The following is a 21,834-nucleotide window of genomic DNA, read 5'->3' on the forward strand; positions in this document are numbered from 1 at the left end:
TCTAGGAGTCATCATGGCCGTTCAACAAAACAAGAAGTCCCCGTCCAAGCGCGGTATGCACCGCTCGCACGATTTTCTGGTGAACCCGCCGACCGCGATCGAGCCCAACACGGGCGAAGCGCATCTGCGTCACCACATCAGCCCCAACGGCTTCTACCGCGGCCGCAAGGTCCTGAAGACCAAGGCCGACGAATAAGGCCCCCGGGCCGAACTCGTACTCGGACCAACTCGGCTGAGCGCTGATACCTGGCACCCGTGATACGCATCGCCATAGACTGTATGGGCGGAGACTTCGGTCTGCCCGTCACGATTCCGGCTGCGATCGAGTTCGCCCGGCAATTTCCGGATACCCGGCTATTGCTGGTCGGGCTTCCCGACGCTATCGAAGCGGCGCTTTCCGAGCACCGCGGCGTGGCGCGCGATCGTCTTGAGATCGTGGCGGCTTCCGAGGTCGTCACCATGGACGACCCGGTCGAGGTCGCCTTGCGCCGCAAAAAAGACTCCTCCATGCGCCTGGCCGCCCAGTCCGTCAAGGACGGGCGCGCCGACGCCTGCGTTTCCGCGGGCAACACCGGCGCGTGGATGGCCATTTCACGCTACGTGCTCAAGACGCTGGACGGCATCGACCGTCCCGCTATCGCCACGTCCATTCCGAACCAGACCGGCCGTGCCACCACGGTGCTGGACCTGGGCGCGAACGTGGACTGCACGGCCGAGCACCTTCTGCAATTCGCCATCATGGGCGCCGCGCTGTCGCAGGCGGTGGACCATCGCGACAACCCTTCGGTTGGCCTGCTCAACATCGGCGAAGAAGTCATCAAAGGCAACGAAGTCGTCAAGGAAGCCGCTGAACTGCTACGCAGCAGTCCGCTGAACTTCTACGGCAACGTCGAAGGCAATGACATTTTCAAGGGCACGGTCGACGTCGTCGTTTGCGACGGTTTCGTCGGCAACGTCGTGCTCAAGTCCGTCGAGGGGCTGGCGAAGATGCTTTCCAGCGTCATTCGCGAAGAGTTCAAACGCAATCTGATCACGCTGCTTGCCGGCGCGGTGGCCAAGCCGGTGCTGAACCGCCTGCGCACCCGCGTCGACAACCGGCGCTACAACGGCGCCGCGCTGCTGGGCTTGCGCGGCGTGGTCATCAAAAGCCATGGCTCCGCGGACGTTTACGCCTACGGTTTTGCCTTGCAGCGTGCCCGTGAAGCCGTAGTGAGTAAACTGCTGGAGCGTACCGCTCAGACGGTCGCTCAGATTACCAAGCGCGTTCAATCCGGCAGCGTCCCTTCGGCGCCGCCGCAAAACGTGGCTGGGGACACCGCTTGATGGATACCGCAATGAAATATTCCGTGATCGCGGGCACCGGCAGCTTCTTGCCGGAACGCGTGGTTTCGAATGACGATCTGGCAGCGGAACTGGCGACGCGCGACATCGCTACTTCCGACGAGTGGATCGTCGAGCGCACGGGCATCCGGCAGCGCCATTTGGCCGAGCGCGGCGTCACGACTAGCCAACTGGCCACCGAAGCCTCGCGCCGCGCGCTGGCCGACGCGGGCGTGGACGCCTCCGAGGTCGACCTGATCGTCCTGGCCACGTCGACGCCGGACTTCGTTTTCCCAAGCACCGCCTGCATCGTGCAGGCCAACCTCGGCGCCAAGGGCTCCGCGGCTTTCGACGTTCAGGCCGTGTGCAGCGGTTTCGTTTACGCGATGACCACCGCGGACAGCTTCATCCGCGCGGGCCGCGCGCGTTGCGCGCTGGTCATCGGCGCCGAAGTGTTTTCGCGCATCCTGGACTGGAACGACCGCAGCACCTGCGTGCTGTTCGGCGATGGCGCGGGCGCCGTGGTACTCAAGGCTTCCGACAAGCCGGGCATCCTGGCCGCGCAATTGCATGCCGACGGCAGCCAGGGCAAGATCCTGAACGCCGCGGGCAACGTGGCCTATGGCGACGTGACCGGCGATCCGTTCCTGCGCATGGACGGCCAGGCCGTGTTCAAGCAGGCTGTTACCGTGCTGGACCGCTCTGCGCGCGACACCTGCGCCGAGGCCGGCGTCGACCTCGCCGAGGTCGATTGGCTGATCCCGCACCAGGCCAATGTGCGCATCCTGAATTTCCTGGCGCGCAAGCTGTCCGTGCCGGTAGAGAAAGTCGTCATCACCGTCGACACCCATGCCAACACCTCCGCGGCAAGCGTGCCGCTGGCCCTTGATGCCGCGCGCCGCGACGGCCGCGTCAAGCCGGGCCAGCTGGTCCTGATGCAGGGCGTGGGCGGTGGATTCACCTGGGGCTCGGTCCTGGCTCGCATGTAAGGGCGGGCCCGGCCGGAGGCGGCTCGCCAGCCGCCGCCGCTGGGCAGGCGCGCCCGACATTCCACACAGACACTGAATCAATCCATACGGTCAACCATGAAAATTGCTTTTGTCTTCCCTGGCCAAGGTTCTCAAGCTGTCGGCATGCTGGACGCCTGGTCGGGCGTCGCGGCCGTCACGGAGACCGTGGCACGGGCGTCGCAAGCCCTGGGGCAGGACCTGGGCGCGCTGATCGCGCAGGGCCCTGCCGAGCAGCTCAACCTGACCACCAACACCCAGCCCGCGATGCTGACGGCCGGCGTTGCGATGTACGCCGCCTGGTGTGCCGCGGGCGGCCGCAAGCCGGATGTCGTGGCCGGGCACAGCCTCGGTGAATACGCCGCGCTGACGGCCGCCGGTTCGCTCTCGCTCGAAGACGCTGTGCGCCTGGTGCGCGTGCGCGCCGACGCCATGCAGGCCGCCGTGCCGGTCGGCACCGGCGCCATGGCCGCCATCCTGGGCCTGGACGATGACGCCGTGCGCGCCGCCTGCGCCGCCGCCGCCCAGGGCGAGGTCGTCGAGGCCGTGAACTTCAACGCGCCCGCCCAGGTCGTGATCGCCGGCGACAAGGCCGCCGTCGAGCGCGCCTGCGAACAGGCCAAAGCGGCGGGCGCCAAGCGCGCGCTGCTGCTGCCGGTATCCGCGCCGTTCCATTCCAGCCTGCTCAAGCCCGCCGCTGACGTGCTGGCCGGCGCGCTGGCCAGCGTGGCGGTGTCCGCACCGCAAATGCAGGTCATCAACAACGTCGATGTGGCTTCGCCCGTCGAACCTGGGGCAATCCGGGATGCGCTGGTCCGCCAGGCATGGCATCCTGTGCGCTGGGTCGAAACCCTGCGCGCGATGAAGGCGCAAGGCGTCACGCACGTCATTGAATGCGGCCCCGGCAAGGTGCTGGCCGGCCTGACCAAGCGCATCGATCCCGAACTCACGGGCATGGCCATCACCGATCCGGCTTCGCTGGAAGCCGCGCTGGCCGCCGTCAACGGAAACTAATGAATATGGACAACACCTCGATCGAACTGCAAGGCAAGATCGCGCTGGTGACCGGCGCCACGCGCGGCATTGGCCGCGCCATCGCCCAGGAGCTGGCTGCGCGCGGCGCGACCGTCGTCGGCACCGCGACGTCCGAGTCGGGCGCGGCCGCCATCACCGAAGCGCTGGCCCCGTCCGGCGGCCGCGGCGTGGTGCTGGATGTGACCGACGCCGCTGCTTGCGACGCGCTGATCGACGCGTTGGGCAAGGAAGGCGGCGGTCCGCACATCCTCGTCAATAACGCCGGCATCACGCGTGATACGCTGGCGATGCGCATGAAGGACGAAGACTGGTCGGCCGTCATCGACACCAACCTGGCGTCGGTGTTCCGTCTGTCGCGCGCGGTGTTGCGCAACATGATGAAGGCCCGTTGGGGACGCATCATCAACGTGACCTCGGTGGTGGGCTCGAGCGGCAACCCCGGCCAGGCCAACTACGCGGCCGCCAAGGCCGGCGTGGCCGGCATGTCGCGCGCGCTGGCCCGCGAGCTGGGCAGCCGCAACATCACCGTGAACTGCGTCGCGCCCGGTTTCATCGATACCGACATGACGCGCGCCCTCGGCGAAAGCCAGACCGCGGCCCTGTTGCAGCAGATTCCGCTCGGCCGTCTTGGCTCGCCGACGGACATCGCGCACGCGGTGGCCTTTTTGTCCGGGCCGCAGGCGGGTTACATTACCGGCACCACCCTGCACGTCAACGGCGGGATGTACATGCAATAAATCACGAATCGCGCGAAGGCGGCCCAGGCCGCCGCGCCGCAGCCGGGCCACTGGCAAGGCTATGCGCGGTTCAACCGGAAACGCCGCACACGGGTTTCCTGCGCCATTCCCGGCGACAGATCAAGTGCGCGGTGTTATTTTTGTCACGGCCAGGCGTCGCAATACTCCGCGCTTGGCTATAATTCGCGGGATTTTTCCCATTTGGAGATCTGCATGGAAAGCATCGAACAGCGCGTCAAGAAGATCGTCGCTGAACAACTTGGCGTCAACGAAGCCGAGATCAAGAACGAATCCTCCTTCCTTGACGACCTCGGTGCCGATTCGCTCGACATGGTCGAACTGGTCATGGCGCTCGAAGACGAATTCGAGACCGAGATCCCCGACGAAGAGGCCGAAAAGATCACGACCGTGCAACAAGCGATTGACTACATCAACTCGCACGGCAAGCAGTAAGCTAGGCTTATACCCTTCTGGTGGCCCGAGGACGGACTTCGGAGCCAACTGGAAAATCGGGGCGGTTTCAGGAATTTGCCGTGTGGTCCGCATGCGGGAAGGGCGTGGTAGAGCCCGACCCGCTTTTGCGTGGGCCGCACGAGCAGCGCATCCCGAAAACCGCCTTTCTTTTGTCTGTTTGAGGAGTCATCCGTGAAGCGACGTGTCGTCATCACCGGCCTGGGTATCGTTTCTCCCGTGGGGAACGACCTGACCACCGCTTGGGACAATATCGTCAACGGACGTTCTGGCATCAGCCGCATCACCCGTTTCGATCCCTCGGCCATCACCACGCACATTGCCGGCGAAGTCAAAGACTTCGACATCAGCACCTATATCTCGGCCAAGGAAGCCCGCCAGATGGATACGTTCATCCATTACGGGCTGGCTGCCGGGATGCAGGCATGGCGCGATAGCGGTCTTGAAGTCACCGAAGCCAACGCCGAACGCATCGGCGTGATCGTGGGCTCGGGCATCGGCGGCTTGCCGCGCATCGAAGAAACCCAGGTCGAATACCTGTCCAAGGGTCCGCGGCGCATTTCGCCGTTCTTCGTGCCGGGCTCGCTGATCAACCTGATCTCCGGCCACCTGTCCATCGCCTATGGCATGAAGGGTCCGAGCTACGCCGTCGTGTCGGCTTGCACCACCGGCCTGCATTGCATCGGCGATGCCGCGCGCCTGATCGAGTACGGCGATGCCGACGTCATGCTGGCCGGCGGCGCCGAATCGACCGTGTCGCCGCTGGGCATCGGCGGTTTTGCCGCCATGCGCGCCCTGTCGACCCGCAATGATGATCCTCAGACGGCTTCGCGTCCCTGGGATCGCGACCGCGACGGTTTCGTCCTGGGCGAAGGTGCCGGCGTACTGGTGCTGGAAGAGTACGAACACGCCAAGAAGCGCGGCGCGCGCATCTACGGCGAGTTCGCGGGCTACGGCATGAGCTCCGATGCGCACCACATTACCGCGCCGGACAAGGACGGCCCGCGCCGCGGTGTCGCGAACGCGCTGCGCAACGGCGGCCTGAACGTCGATGACGTCCAGTACGTCAACGCGCACGGTACGTCGACGCCCCTGGGCGACAAGAACGAAACCGACGCATTGAAGCTGGCTTTCGGCGACCACGCCAAGAAGCTGGTGGTCAACTCGACCAAGTCCATGACCGGGCACCTGCTCGGCGCAGCGGGCGGCATCGAGGCGGTGTTCACCACGTTGGCCGTGTACAACCAGGTTTCGCCTCCGACGATCAACATCTTCAATCAAGATCCCGAATGCGATCTGGATTACTGCGCCAACGAAGCGCGGCAGATGAAGATCGACGTGGGCCTGTCCAACTCGTTCGGTTTCGGCGGCACCAACGGCTCCATGGCCGTTCGCCGGGTCTGATTTGGAAGGCTTGGTCGGGAGGCCTTGGTCGTTTCGCGTGCCTGTCTCGCGTCCGAGGGGCGCCAAGGCGCTTTACAGCCTGGCGCTGGCCTCGGCCGTGGGCAGCGTGCTGACGGCCGCCTCCTGGCACGGCCTGACCTGGCCCGCGTCGGCGGCGATTGCGTTGTTGCTTGGGCTGGCGGGGCTGTTACACTCCGCACGGAGCGGCCCGTCCCCGGTATCTGCGCTGCGCACGGCGGCCGGGGCAGGGCATTGGCAGTTGAGGCTGCCGCAAGGCTGGCAGGAGGCACGCCTCCTGGACCGGCAGCGCGGCCCCCGCTGGCTTACGCTCACTTTGCAGCCCTTGCCCACCGGGAGTACAGCCTTTACCCATAGCACAATCACCCTCACCGTCTGGCAGCGGACGTTGCGACCCGAGTCCTGGCGGCGCCTTTGCCTGCTGACGGGCACGGCGCGGCGCGCTCAGCCGGCGGCCCGCCCGCGGGAGGCGTCATGAGCGAGCGCGAAGTCGACGCCGAGCTTGTCGCGCGCGTCCAGCGAGGCGACAAGAAAGCCTTCGATCTGCTGGTGCTCAAGTACCAGCGCAAGATTCTCCGTCTGCTGGCCCGGATGATCCGCGACCCCGCGGAAATCGAGGACGTGGCCCAGGAAGCGTTCATCAAGGCCTACCGGGCCTTGCCCCAGTTCCGGGGCGAGAGCGCCTTCTACACCTGGTTGTATCGTATCGCCATCAATACGGCGCGGAACTGGCTGGCCTCGCAAGGCCGGCGTCCCAGCGCGCCCAACGCGATAGAAACGGAAGACGGTGAAACTTTTAACGAAACCGACAACCTAACCGATATAAGCACGCCGGAATCCATGGTCGCCAGCCGCGAAATCGCCGAGACGGTGAACGCGGCTATCGAGGAATTGCCTGAAGAATTGCGCACTGCAATCGTCCTGCGTGAAATCGAAGGTATGAGTTACGAAGACATCGCCCAGAGCATGGATTGCCCGATCGGTACGGTGCGTTCCCGCATTTTTCGTGCGCGTGAAGCCATCGCCACCAAATTGCGCCCATTGCTAGGCACCGATGACGAGCGTCGCTGGTAAGGAGTGGCAGTCATGCAAACAGCAGCCAAATCCGTCGTGATCTCCGAGTCCTCCTGGGAGGAGTCGGTCTCCGCCTGGATGGACGGAGAGGAATCCGACGATATTTTTTCCGGTTTGTTGTCCCGAGAGGGGCGCGAGACCTGGGATACCTATCACCTGATCGGTGATTCCCTGCGCAACGCCGATCTGGCGCTGACCCCCAGTGCGGCCTTCCAGGCCCGGCTGGCACGGGCTCTGGACGCGGAATTGCCTATCGTTGCGGCGCCTCGGCGCCGCTCGCCTTTGCGGGTGGGCCTGTCCGGCCTGGCCGTGGCCGCCGCCGTGGCGACCGTGGCCTGGGTGGCGCAGCCCTACCTGACCGGCGAGCAGGGCGGCGAAGTGCGCGTGCTGGCCGACGCCAGCGCGCCGGCTTCGGCGTCCGCCGCGGACGATTCGGGCCTGCGAGACTACCTGGAGGCCCATCGTCAGATGGCCGGCCCCAGCGCCGTCCGGCAGGTGTCGTTCGACGTAGGTGCGGGGCGTTGATGGCGCTGGTGCTTCCATCACGCTGGCCGGTGCTGGGTTTGGGACGCGCTGCTTCGCTGCAGGCCCACCGCGCCGGCTGGTTCGCCGCAACGCTCCTGACCGCTTTCCTGGCTGCGCACGAACCTGCGCGCGCCGCCGACGCCGCCCCGGCCGCCACCGATGACGTGGTCCAACTGCTGACCCGCATCCAGCAAGCCGCCCGCAAGCAGGACTATGCGGGCGTCTTCATGTACCAGCAAGGCGAGACGATCCAGTCCTCGCGCCTCGTGCACGTCCTGGACGGCACCGGCGAGCGCGAGCGCCTGGAAATCCTCGACGGCCAGCCCCGGGAATACCTGCGCCACAACGATGACGTGCAGTGCCTGATCCCCGAGCGCAAGACCGTGCTGCTCGAGCGCCGCCGGGGGGACCGCTTCCCCGGCCTGCTGCTCGGAGACGCCGCGAGCCTGACCGAAAACTACAAGATCCGCACCGAATCGGCCCTGCATCGCGTGGCCGGCCGGGAGTGCCGCCTGATCACGATAGAACCGCTGGACAAGCTGCGCTACGGCTATCGGCTCTGCGCCGACGTCGAAACCAACCTGCTGCTGAAGGCCCAGACCCTCAACGCCGCGCGCGGCGTGGTCGAGCAGGTGTCGTTCACCTCGCTGCGCCTGGGCTCGGAGGTCGATCCCCAACTGCTGACTTCGCGCTGGAGCACGCGCGACTGGAAGGTGCTCGAAGCCTCCATGAAGCCCGTGGACCTCGCCGCCCAGGGCTGGCGCATTCCGGCCCCCAAAGGCTTCAAGACGGTCATGCAGGTGACACGAGCCATGGGGCGCGGGGCCACGGTCAGCCAGATGGTGCTGTCCGATGGGCTGGCGGCCATCTCCGTGTTCATCGAACCGTACGACAGCCAGCGCGGCCACCGCCCGCCCCATGGCGCCGCACAGCGGGGTTCGATTACCGTATATGGCACGCGCATCGCGGATTTCTGGCTGACCGCCGTGGGCGAAGTGCCCGTGGCGACGCTGGAACAGCTTGCCGAGTCCACAGAATACGTGCCCGCTGCCGGGTCCCAGTGATCCGCCGGCTGCGGCAAGCAGCAATTTCGGAGTAAGTCTATGAAAGCAATGACAGTGTCGAACGCGTTTTTCCGGCGCTTTCTGGCGGCGGCGACGCTGGGCGTGGCGATGTCCGTCGCCCAGGCGCCCGTGGCGCTCGCGCAGTCGCCCGGCGTGGTACTGCCTGATTTCACGAGCATCGTCGAAAAGGCAGACCCCGCGGTCGTCAACATCCGCACCACGGCGACCGTGCCGGTGCGCGGCATGGGACCGGGCGGCGGCAACGACCCGTACGAACTGTTCCGCTGGTTCTTCGGCCCCGAATTCCAGCCGCCGGGCGGTGGCGGCGCGCCGACGCCGCGCCAGCGTCCGCAGCCCCAGCCCGAAGAGCGCACCGTGCCGCGTGGCGTGGGGTCGGGTTTCTTCATTTCCGACGACGGCTACATCCTGACCAACAACCACGTGGTCGTGGACGCGACGGACATCTACGTCACCCTGACCGACGGCCGCGAGTTCAAGGCCAAGGTCATCGGCACGGACGAGCGCACCGACGTCGCGCTGATCAAGATCGAAGCCAAGGACATGACGCCGCTGGTCATTGGCGATCCGAAGAAGCTCAAGAAGGGCCAATGGGTGCTGGCCATCGGTTCGCCGTTCGGCCTGGATTCGACCGTAACGTCCGGCATCGTCAGCGCCATTGGCCGCGATACCGGCGAATACCTGCCTTTCATCCAGACGGACGTGGCGGTCAACCCGGGCAATTCGGGTGGCCCGCTGATCAACCTGGACGGTGAAGTGGTAGGCATCAATTCCCAGATCATTTCGCGCAGCGGCGGCTTCATGGGCATTTCGCTGGCCATCCCGATCGACGAGGCCATGCGGGTCGTGGACCAGTTGCGCGCCACGGGCAAGGTGACGCGCGGCCGCGTCGGCGTGCAGATCGGCGAAGTGGGCAAGGACGTGGCCGAAGCCATCGGCCTGCCCAAGGCCGAGGGCGCGCTGGTGAGCAGCGTGGAAGCCGACGGCCCCGCCGAGCAGGCGGGCGTGCAGCCGGGCGACGTGATCTTGAAGTTCAACAACGAACCGATCAAGCGCTGGTCCGACCTGCCGCGTATCGTGGGCGAAACCAAGCCGGGCACCCGCGCCGACATGCAGGTCTGGCGCAAGGGCAAGACCCTGACGCTGACGGTCAAGGTCGGAGAGATCCCGGCCGAGAAGACCCCCGCGGCGGGCAAGCCGGGCGCGGCGCCCGTGCCTGAAGCCACCAACGCGCTGGGCCTGAGTGTGGTCGACGTGCCCGCCGACGTGCAGAAGAAGCTGCGCATCAAGGGCGGCGTGCAGGTGAAGATCGCCGAAGGCGCGGCCGGCAAGGCGGGTCTGCAGGAAGGCGATATCGTGTTGGCCCTGAACGACACCGACGTTACGAGCGCCAAGCAATTCGGCGATCTCGTCTCCAAGCTGGACAAGGGACGGGCGGCTGGCCTGCTGGTGCGTCGGGGCGACCAGACGCAATGGGTGGCGGTGCCCGCCTCGAAATAGGTGGAGATGCCCCCACGCTGCGCACACTTCGTGCGCTTGCTGCCCCCCGAGGGGGCGCTTTTTGCCTTGGGGCGGCCCGGCGGCAAAAAGGAGCCCCCACGCTGCGCACACTTCGTGCGCTTGCGGTCTCCCGAGGGGGCGTTTTTTGTGGGTTTGCCACCTCCCGAGGGGGCAATTTTTGCCCTGGGGCGGCCCGCCGGCAAAAATGGCTCAAGACCGGCTAAAATGCCTGATTGCCGCAAGAGGGGGCGCATGGCGCCCCCTCGTTTTGCCCGGGCAATGCCCACAGGCACCTCTTTCGTCAGCCGTGCGTACTCCGGCGGCGGTGTCTTCCGGCCCTGTGCCGAGTGTTCCGTCCCCTTATAATTTCAAGCATGCAGCATATCCGCAACTTCTCCATCATTGCCCACATCGATCACGGCAAATCGACCCTGGCCGATCGCCTGATCCAGCGCTGCGGCGGATTGGCGGACCGCGAAATGTCGGCGCAGGTCCTCGACTCGATGGAAATCGAGCGTGAGCGCGGCATCACCATCAAGGCGCAGACCGCCGCCCTGCATTACAAGGCGCAGGACGGCAAGGTCTACAACCTGAACTTGATCGACACCCCGGGGCACGTGGACTTTTCGTATGAAGTCAGCCGCTCGCTGTCGGCGTGCGAAGGCGCGCTGCTGGTGGTCGACGCCTCGCAGGGCGTCGAAGCGCAGACCGTGGCCAACTGCTACACCGCCATCGAGCTGGGCGTGGAAGTCCTGCCCGTGCTCAACAAGATGGACCTGCCGCAGGCCGACCCGGAGGGCGCGCGTCAGGAAGTCGAGGACGTGATCGGCATCGATGCCTCGCAGGCCGTGCTGGCCAGCGCCAAGACCGGCATGGGCATCGACGAGATCCTCGAGGCCATCGTCGCCCGTGTGCCGCATCCGCAGGGGGATCCCGAGGCCCCGCTGCAGGCGCTGATCATCGATTCGTGGTTCGACAACTACGTGGGCGTGGTGATGCTGGTGCGCATCATCAACGGCGTGCTCAAGCCCAAGGACAAGATACTGTTGATGGCCTCCGGCGCCACCCACCTGTGCGAGCAGACCGGCGTGTTCACGCCGAAGTCGCAGCAGCGTCCGCACCTGTCGGCGGGCGAGGTCGGTTTCATCATCGCCGGCATCAAACAGCTGGAAGATGCCAAAGTGGGCGATACCATCACCTTGGCCAACAAGCCTGCCGCGGAGCCGCTGCCCGGCTTCAAGGAAGTGAAGCCGCAGGTGTTCGCGGGCCTGTACCCGGTGGAAAGCTCCGAGTACGACCAGCTGCGCGATTCGCTCGACAAGCTCAAGCTGAACGATGCCGCCCTGATGTTCGAGCCGGAAGTGTCGCAGGCCCTGGGCTTCGGTTTCCGTTGCGGCTTCCTGGGTCTTCTGCACATGGAAATCGTGCAGGAACGCCTGGAACGCGAATTCGACATGGACATCATCACCACCGCGCCTTCGGTGGTGTACGAGGTCGAGCAGCGCGACGGTTCCGTGATTACCGTGGAAAGCCCATCGCGCATGCCCGAAGTGGGCAAGATCGCGGACATCCGCGAACCCATCGTCAAAGTCACGCTGTTCATGCCGCAGGACTACGTGGGCCCGGTCATGACGCTATGCAATAACAAGCGCGGCGTGCAGGTCAACATGAGCTACCACGGCCGCCAGGTGCACCTGGTGTACGAGATCCCGCTGGCGGAGATCGTGCTGGACTTCTTCGACAAGCTGAAGTCGGTGTCGCGCGGCTACGCGTCCATGGACTACGAGTTCCTGGAATACCGCTCGGCCGACGTGGTGCGCGTGGACCTGCTGATCAACAACGACCGCGTCGATGCGCTGGCCGTGATCGTCCACCGCAGCAACGCGCGCCATCGCGCTCGCGACGTGGTCACGCGCATGCGCGGGCTGATCCCGCGGCAGATGTTCGACGTGGTCATCCAGGCGGCCATCGGCGCGGAAATCATTGCGCGCGAGAATGTGAAGGCCTTGCGCAAGAACGTGCTGGCCAAGTGCTACGGCGGCGACATTTCGCGCAAGAAGAAGCTGCTTGAAAAGCAGAAGGCCGGCAAGAAGCGCATGAAGCAGGTGGGTAGTGTGGAAATCCCGCAGGAGGCGTTCCTGGCCATCCTGCAAGTGGAAGACAAATAGAACCAAAAAGAAGGCGGTTAGCTGATGAGTTGGAACTTTGCCCTGATCCTGTTTGTTTTGCTGGTGCTGACCGGCATTATCTGGGTGCTCGATCTGGCAGTGCTGCGCCGAGGCCGCGAACGCCGGGCCCAGGTCGCAATGGCGCAATACGATACGGCGCTGGTCGGAGACGCCCAGGAAGCCGAACGGCTGCGCCGCGAGGCGGGCGACGCGGCGCGCCGCGTGCCCTGGTGGATCGAATACGCGGTCAGCTTCTTCCCAGTCATTCTTTTCGTGTTTCTGCTGCGCTCGTTCGTGGTCGAGCCCTTCCGCATTCCGTCGGGCTCCATGCTGCCGACGCTGCAATCGGGCGACCTGATCCTGGTGAACAAGTTCAGCTACGGCCTGCGTCTGCCTGTCATTGACAAGAAAGTCATCGAGGTGGGCAAGCCCCAGCGCGGCGATGTTTTCGTCTTCCGCTACCCCGTGGATCCGGACGTCGACTACATCAAGCGTGTGGTCGGCCTGCCGGGCGACGAGATCGCCTACCTGGACAAAAAGCTGTACATCAACGGCGAATTGGTGCCGCATGTGCGCGATGGCGACTACTTCGAACCCGACCGCGTCTCCTATATTGCGCAATATAAGGAGAAATTGGGCGAAATTGAGCACAAAATACTGCTGAATGAGAGCAATCCCCAGGAGTATGCGCCGATGTGGCAATTTCCCAACCGTGGAAACTGCCAATACAGCCGCAATGGGGTACGCTGCAAAGTACCCGAAGGCCAATTTTTTGCAATGGGCGATAATCGGGACAACAGCGCGGACAGCCGGTATTGGGGCTTCGTTCCGGAATCCAACATCGTCGGGCGCGCGTTTTTCATCTGGATGAACTTTAGCGATCTCAGCCGCATCGGCCGGTTCAACTGATTATGTCGCTAGCCACGCTAGAAAACCGCCTGGAGCACCACTTCGGTGATCCGGCCTTGCTCGAACAGGCGCTGACCCATCGCAGTCACGGTGCGCGCCACAACGAGCGATTGGAATTCCTGGGGGATTCCGTGCTGAACTTCGTCGTCGCGGCGATGCTGTTCGAGCGCTATTCCAAGATCGACGAAGGCGACCTGTCGCGCCTGCGGGCCAATCTGGTCAAGCAGGCCTCGCTGGCGGATATCGCCCAGCGCCTGGAGCTGTCGCAGTATCTGCGCCTGGGCGAAGGCGAATTGAAGAGCGGCGGTTTCCGCCGCCCCTCCATTCTGGCGGACACGGTCGAGGCGCTGTTCGGCGCCGTCTTCCTGGATGCCGGCTTCGATGCCGCCCGCCGCGTAATCGTGCGCCAGTACCAGCCGGTGCTGGCGTCCGTCGATCCCAAGACCCTGGGCAAGGACGCCAAGACGCTGCTGCAGGAATTCCTGCAGGGCCGCAAGCTGGCGCTCCCGCAATACACGGTGGTGGCCACGCACGGCGCGGCCCATAGCCAGCAGTTCGAAGTCGAGTGCGCCATCCCGGCGCTCGAGATCAAAGTCATGGCCGCGGGCGCCAGCCGCCGCGCGGCCGAGCAATCGGCGGCCAAGCTGGCGCTTGAAGCCGCGTTGGCCGTCAGCCCGGCCACCAAGGCTGCCCGCAAGTCGGGCAAGGCGCGCAAAACCGCGCAATTGTCGCTGCCCGTGGCAGTGGCTCAAGAGACTAAATGAGCGATACCCCTTTCCGTACCGGCTTCGTTGCCATCGTGGGCCGTCCCAACGTGGGCAAGTCCACGCTGACCAACGCCTTGATCGGCTCCAAGATTTCCATCGTGTCGCGCAAGGCGCAGACCACGCGCCACCGCATTCATGGCGTGCTGACGCGCGAGCACGAGCAGTTCGTCTTCGTCGACACGCCCGGGTTCCAGACGCGCCATGGCGGCGCGATGAACCGCATGATGAACCGCGTGGTCACGCAGGCCCTGGCCGACGTGGACGTGGTGGTGCACGTGGTCGAGGCGGGCAAGTGGTCCGAAGGCGACGCCAAGCTGCTGCCGCTGCTGCCGTCGCCTGAGCGCACCATCCTGGCCATTTCCAAGATCGATGCACTCAAGAACCGCAACGACCTGTTCGCGTTCGTGTCCAAGATCATGGCGCTGCATCCGTTCGGCGCCGTCGTGCCGGTCAGCGCCACCAAGAACCAGCAGCTCGACCAGCTGCTGCAGGAAATCGCGGCCCGCCTGCCGGAAGGCGAGGCGATGTTCGAAGAAGACACCCTGACCGACCGGCCCATGCGTTTCATCGCCGCGGAACTCGTGCGCGAGAAGATCTTCCGCCTGGTGGGCGACGAATTGCCCTATGGCTGTACCGTCGTCATCGAACAGTGGGAAGAGACCGACAAGGGCGCGCGCATCGCCGCCTGCGTAGTGGTCGAGCGCGACAGCCACAAGCCCATCCTGCTGGGCACGGGCGGCATGCACATGAAGCGCATCGCGTCGGAGGCGCGGCAGGACATCGCCAAGCTGCTGGACAAGCCGGTGCACCTGGAGGTCTACATCAAGGTGCGCAAGGGCTGGTCCGACCGCGAGGGTGCGCTGCGCGACCTGGGCTATGAGTAGACGGGCGCCTCGCGTCCAGGATCGTCCGGGATATATGCTGCACGCCACCGCGTGGCGTGAAACCTCCCTCATCGTTCAGACTTTCTCGCGCGACCACGGCTGCGTGGCCATGGTCGCCAAGGGCGCGAAGCGCCCGTACTCCGTGCTGCGGCCCGTGCTGTCCGCGTTTCAGCCCTTGCTGCTGTCGTGGACCGGCAATGGCGAAGTCAAGACGCTGACGCGGGCCGAGATCGCCGGCATCCGCCCGCTGACCGGCACCGCGCTGATGTCGGCCTGGTACATGAACGAGCTGCTGCTGCGGCTGCTGCCGCGCGAAGACGCCCATCCGCTGCTGTTCGACGCCTATGACGTTGCTTTGCAGCAGCTGTCGGGAGGCACCCGCGCGGCCGGCGCGTTGCGCCGCTTCGAATGGACGCTGTTGCGCGAGACCGGCTATGGCGTAGACGAGGCGCCGCCCGATTTCGACGACCCAGCGATCGAGCCGGCCCTGCGGCGCGACCTGCGCGAGCGGCTGGCCGAAATCCTTGCCGGCCGGCCGCTGTCGACCCGGCGCGTGCTGCTGGACCTGCAGCGCATCTGAGCGCATCGCGTCCCGGCCATGACCTTCACGCTCAAGCAGGTCGAGACCTTCCGTACCGTCTACGAGACGGAAAGCGTCACGGCCGCCGCCAGGCGGCTGGACGTGTCGCCGGCGACCGTCAGTGCCACCCTGGCCGCGCTGGAGGCCAGCATCGAACTGCGGCTGTTCGAGCGCGTACGCCAGCGCATGCAGCGCACGCCCGAGGCGACGCTGTTGTATGAGGAAATCCGCCGCCTGAATGTCGGGCTGGAAAGCCTGGGACGCAAGATCCGGGCGATCCGCGGCGCCGCGCAGCCGCGGCTGCGCATCGGCTGCATCCACGCCTACAGCGGCGCGATCATCAGCGACACCATTTCCCGCTTCCGCGAGCGCTATCCCGATACGGCGCTGTATCTGCAGATCCGGGACTCCAACACCTTGCGCGACATGGTGGTGTCGGGCGAACTGGACCTGGCCGCGGTCGCGGACGAGTCGGAACTGGAAGGGCTGCGAGGCCACCGGCTCGCCAGCCTGCGCGCCGTGGCGGTCTTTCCCAAAGGGCATCCCTTGGCGCGCCTGGAATGCGTGGAGTTTACGCATCTGTTCGAAGCCGACGTGATCGCGCTGAATGCCGAGGACGGCTCGCGCAAGCGTCTCGACGCCCTGCTGGCGCAGGCGGGGCAGCGCCTCAAGGTGGCCATCGAGACGCCGTATTCGAGCACGGTGTGCCAGCTGGCGCTGGCGGGCCACGGCGTAGGCATCGCCAACCCCGCGACCGCGGTGGGCATGGAGGCGGCCGGGTTAAGCTACCGGCCGCTGGCGGCGCCCGTGCATTTCGAGTGCCACATGATCCTGCACGGCAGCCGCCCCCTGTCCGAGGCGGGGAAATTCTGGGCCACCTGCCTGCGCGGGGCGCTGGCCCCGCTCGTGGAGCGCTTTGGCGTCTAGCGGGCGAAGCGGCCGTTAGCCGCGCCGTCCATCCGAGGTCAGCAGCAGCACGACGGACGATTCCGCATCTACCAGGCCCGCGCGTCGCAGCCGGGACACGGCGGCCAGCGCCGCGGCGGAAGAAAGTTCGGTGGCGAACCCGCCGCGCTCCAGGCGCTGCTGCGCCTGCGCGGCCGCCGCGTCGGAGACTTCAACGGGCGAACCGCCCGAGCGCGACAGGACTTCCAGCGATTGCAGCGTGCACGTGCTGCCTGCGATCGAATATTGGTCCGTAACGCCTTCCCAGTTCTTGCGCGCGTCGCCCGCGGCGCGGGCGCGCGACAGGCGGGCATAGGGCTCCACGGCGTGCATCCGGGGCAGGCGGTCGATGCGCCCGATTTGCAGCAGGTGCTGCCAGCCCAGGAAAATCCCCCAGAACAGGTCGCCGCGCGCCACCGGCACGACGATATCGGTCGGAACGCCGCAGGCATCGAAGAGTTCCTCGGCGATCGGCTTGTAGCCTTCCACGCCGTAGGCATGCGTGCCGACAGGGGGATTGAGGTAGTTGGTGCCGGCGAACGCGCCGTGATTGCGGCACAGGTCCGCGATATAGGGCCAGCGGCTCAGGCTGTCCTCGAAGGCGCGCAGCTTGGCGCCGAAGCGCTGCATAGCCTCGCGCTGGAGCGGCGGGCAGTCGCGGGTGATGGCGATGTCGGCCTCCAGGCGCGCGGCGGCGCAATAGGCCGCCAGCGATACGCCCGCGTTGCCGCTGGAGGCGGCCGCCACGCGCGAAGCGCCGGCCAGGCGGGCGCGCGATACCAGCTGGGCCGCCATGCGGTCCTTGTGGCTGCCCGTGGGATTGGCGCTTTCGCATTTGAGCCATAGCTCGCCGACGCCTTCGGCCTGTGCGAGCGCGGGTGCGGCCAGGCAGGGCGTGGCGCCTTCGCCCAGCGTGACCGGATCGAGCACGGGCAGCGGCATGGACGGGTCCGCCGATGGCTCGTAGCGGCATTCCAGGGACGCGGGGTGGCCGGCTTCCAGGCAGCTGGGGCAACCTTCGGGGTAATCGGCCGGGGGCCACAGGCTGTCGCAGCGGATGCAGCGCAGACCGGACAATCTTGGGTTCATCTGCATGGTGCTTCAATACCTCGACGAGAGGGAATCCAGGGGAAGGGCGGGCGCGATCTGGAACAGGCAGTCGCCGTCGCTGCTGCGGGCGATGGCGCGCAGGCAGACGACGGTGCCGGCTTGCGGGCTGACCAGCGCGCGGGCGGGGGTGTCGGGACGGGCGGGTTCGATCATCTGGCCGATGCGCTGATGGGCCGCGACCGACTGTCCCAGTTCAACGCCCGGGATGAATACGCCGGGCTCACGGGCGCGCAGGGTGGCGGCCGGCGCGTCGAGATCGTAGAGCCGGATCTCGGGATTGCGCGGCAAGGGCCGGCCCGGCAGCAGCCCCAGTTCGCCGAGGCAACCCAGCAGGCCATCGCGGCAGCGTTCGACCAGGCTGCCGCTCGTCTCCCGGCCGCCGCCGATTTCCGCGCTTAGGCGCAGTACGCCATGGCGGCTGGCGGCGGCAGGCATGGAGCCTGCCTCGCTGCCGCGGAAGTAGATGCATTGCGGCAGCCCGAAGGCGCGGGCCAAGCCGGGCAGCCGCGCGTCGTAGGGATCGTCGCCATAGCGGGTGATCACGGAGGAGGGAAGGTAGCGCAGCGAGGCGCCGCCGCTGTGCACATCCACCAGCGCCTGTATGCGCGGCAGCAGGCGGGCTTCCAGCGCGGCCGCGACGCTTTCCGTATAGCCGCGCGCAGGCTGGCCCAGGAAGGCGCGATTGAGATTGCCGCCATCGGACGGGGAGAGCCGCGTGCCGGCCAGCGAGGCTTCGGCGTTGACTGCCGGCAGCAGGTAGACCGTGCCGCGCTGCAGAATGCCTGGCAAATGGTGCCATAGGTCCAGGATGGCCGCCTGGCCTTCCCATTCATCGCCGTGCACGCCCGCCATCAGGGCGACGGCGGGCCCCGGCCCCGCTTCTATTTTCAGTACCGGGACCGTGACGCGGCGGTAGGCGGACTCGTTGGTGGCCGCGGCGCAGGAGAAATCCTCGCGGCTTACCGTGGCCATGCGGCGGCTCCCGGGCTCGGCGGGGTTTCGGTCAATCCAGCGTCGTGCCGGCGGCCTTGATGATGCCTTCCCATTTGGGCAGCTCCTTGCGAATCTGAGTCTGTACGTCTTGCGGCGTGCCGCCCAGGGGTTCCTGGGAGCGGCTGCGCAATTCCTTGCTGACGCTGTCGGAGCGCAGCGCCTGGTTCATTGCCGTATTCAGGCGTGCGATGAAGGCCGGGGGCGTGCCCGCAGGCGCGACCAGCGCGCTCCAGGCGGATTGCTCGTAGTCGGGATAGCCCTGCTCGGCCACGGTCGGCACGTCCGGGTTGAAGGCGGCGCGGCTCTTGGTGGTAACCGCCAGGGCGCGCAGCCGGCCGTCTTTCAGATTGCCGATCAGGGGCGGCAGGTTTTCCATCATGGAATCGACGTGGCCGCCGAGCAGGTCCGCGAGCTGGGCGGCCGTGGCCTTGTAGGGGATCTGGCGCACCGCGGCGCCTGTCTGGGCGATGAACAGCTTCACGCCGACTTCGCTGGTCGTGCCGGGGTCCGCCGAGGTCATCGTCAGGCGTTCCGGCTGGGCGCGGCTGGCTTCGATGAAGCTCTTCAGGTCGCGATAGGGCGAAGACGCGTTCACGACGATGACGTTGGGCGTCTCGGCCACAAGGCCGATCGGCGCGAGGTCGCGGTCCAGGTCGTAGAGTTGCTGCTTGAACAGGAACCGGTGCAGCACGAGCGTGCCGACGTGCGCGTAGCCGATGGTGTAGCCGTCGGCGGCGGCCCGCGCCACGGCCTGGGTGCCGATGCGGCCGCCCGCGCCGACGCGGTTCTCCACCACTACCGCCTGGCCCAGCTGACGACTCATTTCCTGGCCGATGAGGCGGGCGGTGATGTCGGCGTTGCCGCCCGCGGCGGCGGGCACGATCAGGGTGATCGCGCGTTCCGGGTAGTCGGCCAGCGCGAGGGGTGCGGCCAGGCAAAGCGACAGGGCGGCAAGGCAGGCGGGGGCGGAGCGGTTCATGACGATTCCCGAGGCGTTGAGAGCGGTGCCATTGTGCGGTGGCGGCACGGGGAATCCGTTTGGAACAATGATATGAATGTTCAGTAAAACCTAATGATCGTCGCGCTTGCCGGCGTCGGCGCGCCGCCCCAGCCGATCGCCCACCGCGGCGGCGGCCAGCGCGCAGGCGGCGCCCAGCACGGCGATCAGCGCCGCGCCGTAGCCCAACATGTCCACGCCTGCCTTGACCCAGCCGCTGGCCGCATCGCCCGCCCGGTAGACCACCGTGTCGATGACGTTCTTGGCCTTGTACTTGTCTTCCGGCGGCACCGCGGTGAAGAGCATCTCTCGTCCCGGCTTGATCAACGCATACTCGCCCACGCGGCGCAGAATCATGGCCGCGGCCAGCACGCCGAAGACCGGGTAGGCCGCGAGCGCCAGGAACCCGGCCGCCATCGCAAGCGGCACGGCGGTCAGCAGGAAGCGCAGCCCCAGGCGCGCCGCGACCCGGCCGGTAATGAAGACCTGGGACAGCAGCGACAGCGCCTGCACCGCGAAGTCCAGCGTGCTGAAAACGCGGATGCGTTGCGCCGTGTCGGGAAAAGCATGAGCCACGAGCCGCGCCTGTTCCATGTACAGGAAGGTGCTCAGCGTGGCCAGCAGGATCACCAGCAGCGAGATCCCCATCAGGTAGGGGGACCGGAAGATGCGCGATATGCCGGCCAGCACGGAACCCTCGATCGGGCGCGCCATGTCGTCTGGCGCCGTGTCCTCCCGCGTAGCCGCGCGCCAGCGCAGCAGCCAGTGCTTGAGCGGCAGCGTGGCCGCGAGCAGCAGCGCGGACAGGAGCAGCAGGCCGGCCGGGCCCAGGGCGCCGGCCAGGAGGCCGCCCAGCAGCGGGCCGGACAGGCCGCCCGCGCTGGCGCCCGCTGCGATTAGGGCGAAGAGGCGCTTGGCGGACTCCATCCGGAACACGTCGGCCATCAGGCTCCAGGCGATGGAGACGACGAACAGGTTGAACACCGACAGCCAGACGTAGAACGTGCGCGCCGCCCAGACGCTGCCGGGCCGCAGATGAAGCAGGACGGCGAATCCGGTCATCGTGAGGGCGAACGCGGCGTAGACCCAGGTGACCAGCGTGGCGCGCGGCACGCGGGCGGACAGCCAGCCGAACAGCGGCACGACGGCCAGCATGGCGACGAAGGTGGCGGTGAACAGCCACTGCAGCTGATCGACGCCGGCCTGTATGCCCATCGTCTCGCGGATGGGGCGCAGCATGAAATAGCCGCAGAAGAGGAAGAAGAAAAAAGCGAAGCCGCAGGCTGCCGGCGCCAGTTCGTCGTCGCGTATGCCCAGCGCTTGCGCCGCCCGGCCCCGCAAGGTGCTGGGCGGCGCCATGGCGTCAGGCCAGCAGGGCGGCGATGCGTTCCCGCAGGGCGGCGTCCGGCTGCCGTCCGAATCCCGCCCGGGCGTTGTCCGCCATGTTGGCCGGCTTGGAGGTGGCCGGGATGACGGCCGTGACGGCGGGATGGCCGATGATGAATTTCAGGAAGAGCTGCGCCCACGAGGTGCAATCGACCTCCGCCGCCAGCGCGGGCAGCGCCACGCCCCTGACCTGGCGAAACAGCGCGCCATCCTGGAAAGGCCGGTTGATCAGCACCGCGACGCCGTTGGCCTGGCATGCGGGCAGCAGGCGCTTTTCCGCGTTGCGCGCGCCGACCGACAGGTTGACCTGCAGGAAATCGGGGCGCTCGCGCTCTACCAGCGTGGTCAGTTCGTCATGCGCGTAATCCGTGTAATGGGTGATACCGACATAGCGGATGACGCCTTGCCGCTTCAGGTCGCGCAGCAGCGCCAGCTGGTTGGCGGTGTCGATCAGGTTGTGCACCTGGACCAGGTCGAGCTTGTCGCTGCCGAGCGCCTTCTGGGACTGCCGCAGCTGGCGCATGGCCGATTCGTGCCCTTGCGTGCTGACCTTGGTGGCCAGGAAGGTACGGGTCCGCAGGCCGCCTTCGCGGGCCAGCAGCGCGCCGGTGACGGCTTCCGCCTGGCCATAGCTGGGCGCGGTGTCGATGAGGGCGCCCCCCGCCTGCAGGAAGACATCCAGCACCTGGGCCAGCGGCGCCATGGCCGCGGCGTCGGATGGGGGCGCATTGAAGGTGTCCGCAGTGCCCAGGCCGATGACGGGCAGCGCCTCGCCGGAGGCCGGGATGGTCCGGGCCAGCATGGGGGGCGACAGGCTGAGCGCGCGGGCGGCCCGCGACGAGCCGGCCAGGGCGGCGCCGGCGGCGGTCAGGAGGAAGTGGCGGCGGTCAGGCATGGCGAGGAAAAAAAAGGGCCTACATGA

22 protein-coding genes are annotated in these 21,834 nt (G+C 66.6%); 17 read left to right on the forward strand and 5 right to left on the reverse strand.

What is annotated here, in order from left to right; translation table 11 throughout:
• Window positions 1-13: 13 nt before the first annotated feature.
• From rpmF to AGI3411_RS05525, 17 genes are all read left to right on the forward strand, one after another.
• A complete protein-coding gene (gene rpmF / locus AGI3411_RS05440) occupies window positions 14-196 on the forward strand; it encodes a 50S ribosomal protein L32 (protein WP_013392223.1) in 183 nt (60 codons plus the stop codon).
• A 59-nt stretch (window positions 197-255) separates the two neighbouring features.
• Window positions 256-1,323: a phosphate acyltransferase PlsX gene (gene plsX / locus AGI3411_RS05445; RefSeq protein WP_129526376.1), complete on the forward strand. Its 1,068-nt coding sequence runs from the start codon at window positions 256-258 to the stop codon at window positions 1,321-1,323.
• A complete protein-coding gene (locus tag AGI3411_RS05450) occupies window positions 1,323-2,309 on the forward strand; it encodes a beta-ketoacyl-ACP synthase III (protein ID WP_129526377.1) in 987 nt (328 codons plus the stop codon). The genes plsX and AGI3411_RS05450 overlap by 1 nt, the downstream gene beginning before the upstream one ends.
• A gap of 96 nt (window positions 2,310-2,405) precedes the next feature.
• The gene (gene fabD / locus AGI3411_RS05455; protein WP_129526378.1) at window positions 2,406-3,341 is read left to right on the forward strand and encodes an ACP S-malonyltransferase; all 936 of its coding nucleotides are present in this window, start codon (window positions 2,406-2,408) and stop codon (window positions 3,339-3,341) included.
• A gap of 5 nt (window positions 3,342-3,346) precedes the next feature.
• Window positions 3,347-4,099 carry a 3-oxoacyl-ACP reductase FabG gene (gene fabG, locus AGI3411_RS05460; protein WP_129526379.1) on the forward strand — a complete coding sequence of 251 codons (753 nt, stop codon included), beginning with the start codon at window positions 3,347-3,349 and terminating at the stop codon, window positions 4,097-4,099.
• Between the two features lie 213 nt (window positions 4,100-4,312).
• Window positions 4,313-4,552, forward strand: a complete 240-nt coding sequence (gene acpP, locus AGI3411_RS05465; RefSeq protein ID WP_003813816.1) for an acyl carrier protein — start codon at window positions 4,313-4,315, stop codon at window positions 4,550-4,552.
• A 192-nt stretch (window positions 4,553-4,744) separates the two neighbouring features.
• Window positions 4,745-5,974, forward strand: coding sequence for a beta-ketoacyl-ACP synthase II (fabF, locus tag AGI3411_RS05470; protein WP_129526380.1), 1,230 nt, complete (start codon window positions 4,745-4,747; stop codon window positions 5,972-5,974).
• Window positions 5,975-6,466: 492 nt separating this feature from the next.
• Window positions 6,467-7,066, forward strand: a complete 600-nt coding sequence (rpoE, locus tag AGI3411_RS05480; protein WP_043543305.1) for an RNA polymerase sigma factor RpoE — start codon at window positions 6,467-6,469, stop codon at window positions 7,064-7,066.
• Window positions 7,067-7,078: 12 nt separating this feature from the next.
• Window positions 7,079-7,591, forward strand: coding sequence for a sigma-E factor negative regulatory protein (locus AGI3411_RS05485; RefSeq protein WP_129526382.1), 513 nt, complete (start codon window positions 7,079-7,081; stop codon window positions 7,589-7,591).
• Complete coding sequence (locus AGI3411_RS05490) at window positions 7,591-8,655, forward strand: MucB/RseB C-terminal domain-containing protein (protein ID WP_129526383.1); 1,065 nt, start codon at window positions 7,591-7,593, stop codon at window positions 8,653-8,655. The genes AGI3411_RS05485 and AGI3411_RS05490 overlap by 1 nt, the downstream gene beginning before the upstream one ends.
• A 108-nt stretch (window positions 8,656-8,763) precedes the next feature.
• Window positions 8,764-10,173 (forward strand): DegQ family serine endoprotease, encoded by a 1,410-nt coding sequence (locus tag AGI3411_RS05495; protein WP_425265317.1) that lies wholly within the window; start codon window positions 8,764-8,766, stop codon window positions 10,171-10,173.
• 374 nt (window positions 10,174-10,547) lie between these two features.
• On the forward strand, window positions 10,548-12,341 hold the full coding sequence (lepA, locus tag AGI3411_RS05500; RefSeq protein WP_129526385.1) for a translation elongation factor 4: 1,794 nt from the start codon (window positions 10,548-10,550) through the stop codon (window positions 12,339-12,341).
• Window positions 12,342-12,365: 24 nt separating this feature from the next.
• Window positions 12,366-13,250, forward strand: coding sequence for a signal peptidase I (gene lepB, locus AGI3411_RS05505; RefSeq protein ID WP_129526386.1), 885 nt, complete (start codon window positions 12,366-12,368; stop codon window positions 13,248-13,250).
• Between the two features lie 2 nt (window positions 13,251-13,252).
• The gene (gene rnc / locus AGI3411_RS05510) at window positions 13,253-14,014 is read left to right on the forward strand and encodes a ribonuclease III (protein ID WP_129526387.1); all 762 of its coding nucleotides are present in this window, start codon (window positions 13,253-13,255) and stop codon (window positions 14,012-14,014) included.
• Window positions 14,011-14,901, forward strand: a complete 891-nt coding sequence (gene era / locus AGI3411_RS05515) for a GTPase Era (RefSeq protein WP_129526388.1) — start codon at window positions 14,011-14,013, stop codon at window positions 14,899-14,901. The genes rnc and era overlap by 4 nt, the downstream gene beginning before the upstream one ends.
• Window positions 14,894-15,481: a DNA repair protein RecO gene (gene recO, locus AGI3411_RS05520; protein ID WP_129526389.1), complete on the forward strand. Its 588-nt coding sequence runs from the start codon at window positions 14,894-14,896 to the stop codon at window positions 15,479-15,481. Before era ends, recO begins: the two co-directional genes overlap by 8 nt.
• A gap of 18 nt (window positions 15,482-15,499) precedes the next feature.
• Window positions 15,500-16,408, forward strand: a complete 909-nt coding sequence (locus AGI3411_RS05525; protein WP_129526390.1) for a LysR family transcriptional regulator — start codon at window positions 15,500-15,502, stop codon at window positions 16,406-16,408.
• Between the two features lie 15 nt (window positions 16,409-16,423).
• On the opposite strand, the gene AGI3411_RS05530 is transcribed toward AGI3411_RS05525, so the two are convergent.
• From AGI3411_RS05530 to AGI3411_RS05550, 5 genes are all read right to left on the reverse strand, one after another.
• The gene (locus tag AGI3411_RS05530; protein ID WP_129526391.1) at window positions 16,424-17,521 is read right to left on the reverse strand and encodes a pyridoxal-phosphate dependent enzyme; all 1,098 of its coding nucleotides are present in this window, start codon (window positions 17,519-17,521) and stop codon (window positions 16,424-16,426) included.
• Window positions 17,522-17,527: 6 nt separating this feature from the next.
• Window positions 17,528-18,508, reverse strand: a complete 981-nt coding sequence (locus AGI3411_RS05535) for a M14 family metallopeptidase (protein WP_129526392.1) — start codon at window positions 18,506-18,508, stop codon at window positions 17,528-17,530.
• Window positions 18,509-18,539: 31 nt separating this feature from the next.
• Window positions 18,540-19,508: a Bug family tripartite tricarboxylate transporter substrate binding protein gene (locus AGI3411_RS05540; RefSeq protein ID WP_129526393.1), complete on the reverse strand. Its 969-nt coding sequence runs from the start codon at window positions 19,506-19,508 to the stop codon at window positions 18,540-18,542.
• Window positions 19,509-19,598: 90 nt separating this feature from the next.
• On the reverse strand, window positions 19,599-20,885 hold the full coding sequence (locus tag AGI3411_RS05545; RefSeq protein ID WP_129526394.1) for an NTP/NDP exchange transporter: 1,287 nt from the start codon (window positions 20,883-20,885) through the stop codon (window positions 19,599-19,601).
• Window positions 20,886-20,889: 4 nt separating this feature from the next.
• Window positions 20,890-21,807, reverse strand: coding sequence for an aldo/keto reductase (locus AGI3411_RS05550; RefSeq protein ID WP_129526395.1), 918 nt, complete (start codon window positions 21,805-21,807; stop codon window positions 20,890-20,892).
• Window positions 21,808-21,834 lie beyond the last annotated feature (27 nt).

Origin of the sequence: Achromobacter agilis (assembly GCF_900496965.1) — a bacterium.
In the GTDB taxonomy this organism is placed as follows: Bacteria; Pseudomonadota; Gammaproteobacteria; order Burkholderiales; family Burkholderiaceae_B; genus Achromobacter; species Achromobacter agilis.

Coding starts and splice junctions, on each gene's coding strand:
- fabG (WP_129526379.1), top strand. CDS start 3,347: ATGGACAACACCTCGATCGAACTGCAAGGCAAGATCGCGCTGGTGACC.
- rnc (WP_129526387.1), top strand. CDS start 13,253: ATGTCGCTAGCCACGCTAGAAAACCGCCTGGAGCACCACTTCGGTGAT.
- AGI3411_RS05540 (WP_129526393.1), bottom strand. CDS start 19,508: ATGAACCGCTCCGCCCCCGCCTGCCTTGCCGCCCTGTCGCTTTGCCTG.
- AGI3411_RS05535 (WP_129526392.1), bottom strand. CDS start 18,508: ATGGCCACGGTAAGCCGCGAGGATTTCTCCTGCGCCGCGGCCACCAAC.
- AGI3411_RS05485 (WP_129526382.1), top strand. CDS start 7,079: ATGCAAACAGCAGCCAAATCCGTCGTGATCTCCGAGTCCTCCTGGGAG.
- acpP (WP_003813816.1), top strand. CDS start 4,313: ATGGAAAGCATCGAACAGCGCGTCAAGAAGATCGTCGCTGAACAACTT.
- recO (WP_129526389.1), top strand. CDS start 14,894: ATGAGTAGACGGGCGCCTCGCGTCCAGGATCGTCCGGGATATATGCTG.
- AGI3411_RS05490 (WP_129526383.1), top strand. CDS start 7,591: ATGGCGCTGGTGCTTCCATCACGCTGGCCGGTGCTGGGTTTGGGACGC.
- AGI3411_RS05525 (WP_129526390.1), top strand. CDS start 15,500: ATGACCTTCACGCTCAAGCAGGTCGAGACCTTCCGTACCGTCTACGAG.
- fabD (WP_129526378.1), top strand. CDS start 2,406: ATGAAAATTGCTTTTGTCTTCCCTGGCCAAGGTTCTCAAGCTGTCGGC.
- era (WP_129526388.1), top strand. CDS start 14,011: ATGAGCGATACCCCTTTCCGTACCGGCTTCGTTGCCATCGTGGGCCGT.
- rpmF (WP_013392223.1), top strand. CDS start 14: ATGGCCGTTCAACAAAACAAGAAGTCCCCGTCCAAGCGCGGTATGCAC.
- rpoE (WP_043543305.1), top strand. CDS start 6,467: ATGAGCGAGCGCGAAGTCGACGCCGAGCTTGTCGCGCGCGTCCAGCGA.
- AGI3411_RS05450 (WP_129526377.1), top strand. CDS start 1,323: ATGGATACCGCAATGAAATATTCCGTGATCGCGGGCACCGGCAGCTTC.
- lepB (WP_129526386.1), top strand. CDS start 12,366: ATGAGTTGGAACTTTGCCCTGATCCTGTTTGTTTTGCTGGTGCTGACC.
- AGI3411_RS05545 (WP_129526394.1), bottom strand. CDS start 20,885: ATGGCGCCGCCCAGCACCTTGCGGGGCCGGGCGGCGCAAGCGCTGGGC.
- lepA (WP_129526385.1), top strand. CDS start 10,548: ATGCAGCATATCCGCAACTTCTCCATCATTGCCCACATCGATCACGGC.
- AGI3411_RS05550 (WP_129526395.1), bottom strand. CDS start 21,807: ATGCCTGACCGCCGCCACTTCCTCCTGACCGCCGCCGGCGCCGCCCTG.
- AGI3411_RS05530 (WP_129526391.1), bottom strand. CDS start 17,521: ATGCAGATGAACCCAAGATTGTCCGGTCTGCGCTGCATCCGCTGCGAC.
- AGI3411_RS05495 (WP_425265317.1), top strand. CDS start 8,764: ATGTCCGTCGCCCAGGCGCCCGTGGCGCTCGCGCAGTCGCCCGGCGTG.